The sequence below is a fragment of the Halalkalibacterium halodurans genome (assembly GCF_004376175.1).
Lineage (GTDB): Bacteria > Bacillota > Bacilli > Bacillales > Bacillaceae_D > Halalkalibacterium > Halalkalibacterium halodurans.
Genome location: NZ_SNUY01000167.1, coordinates 1 through 731 on the forward strand (window position 1 = coordinate 1; position 731 = coordinate 731).

Here is a 731-nt window from a genome sequence, read left to right on the forward strand (position 1 = left end):
TTATGGTGGGCCTGAGTGGACTCGAACCACCGACCTCACGCTTATCAGGCGTGCGCTCTAACCAGCTGAGCTACAGGCCCATAACAAATTGACTGATTGATTAAAGATAACCAGCCATTGGTTTATTGATCATCTATACAAGATGACTTTTTTAAAATGTATTGAGAGTTTTGAGTTCTCTCAAAACTGAACATGGCGACTGACTTCAATCACATCATGATGGTCATCATCGCTATTTCTTCATGCAGCCATGCGCTGAGGAAGCTAGCTTCGTAGCTATACTCGCAGACGCAAGCGCAAAAGAAACAATCAGTTGTTTTGAAGGAACAATTCCTTCAAAACTGAACAAGGCTACTGATTTCAATCACATCATGCAACACTTGCCAGTCTGTGCTTCATGCTGCCTTGCGACGAGTAATCGCAGGAGCAAAAGCATTTTAATTGAGAGTTTTGAGTTCTCTCAAAACTGAACATGGCGACTGACTTCAATCACATCATGATGGTCATCATCGCTATTTCTTCATGCAGCCATGCGCTGAGGAAGCTAGCTTCGTAGCTATACTCGCAGACGCAAGCGCAAAAGAAACAATCAGTTGTTTTGAAGGAACAATTCCTTCAAAACTGAACAAAAGCTTCAAGCGTCCCTCCGCAGATGAAACTGCGAATGGTCGACTAGAGTTAAAAACTCCGTAGAAAGGAGGTGATCCAGCCGCACCTTCCGATACGGCTAC

General features: G+C 44.0%; 1 protein-coding gene and 1 tRNA gene. Both read right to left on the minus strand.

Annotated features, from left to right (window positions below; all coding sequences use genetic code 11):
* Nucleotides 1-3: 3 nt before the first annotated feature.
* Nucleotides 4-80, minus strand: a tRNA-Ile gene (locus tag E2L07_RS20640).
* A gap of 432 nt (nucleotides 81-512) precedes the next feature.
* Nucleotides 513-731 (minus strand): hypothetical protein (locus tag E2L07_RS21090; RefSeq protein ID WP_208402113.1); only part of this gene is annotated, 219 nt, incomplete at its 5' end.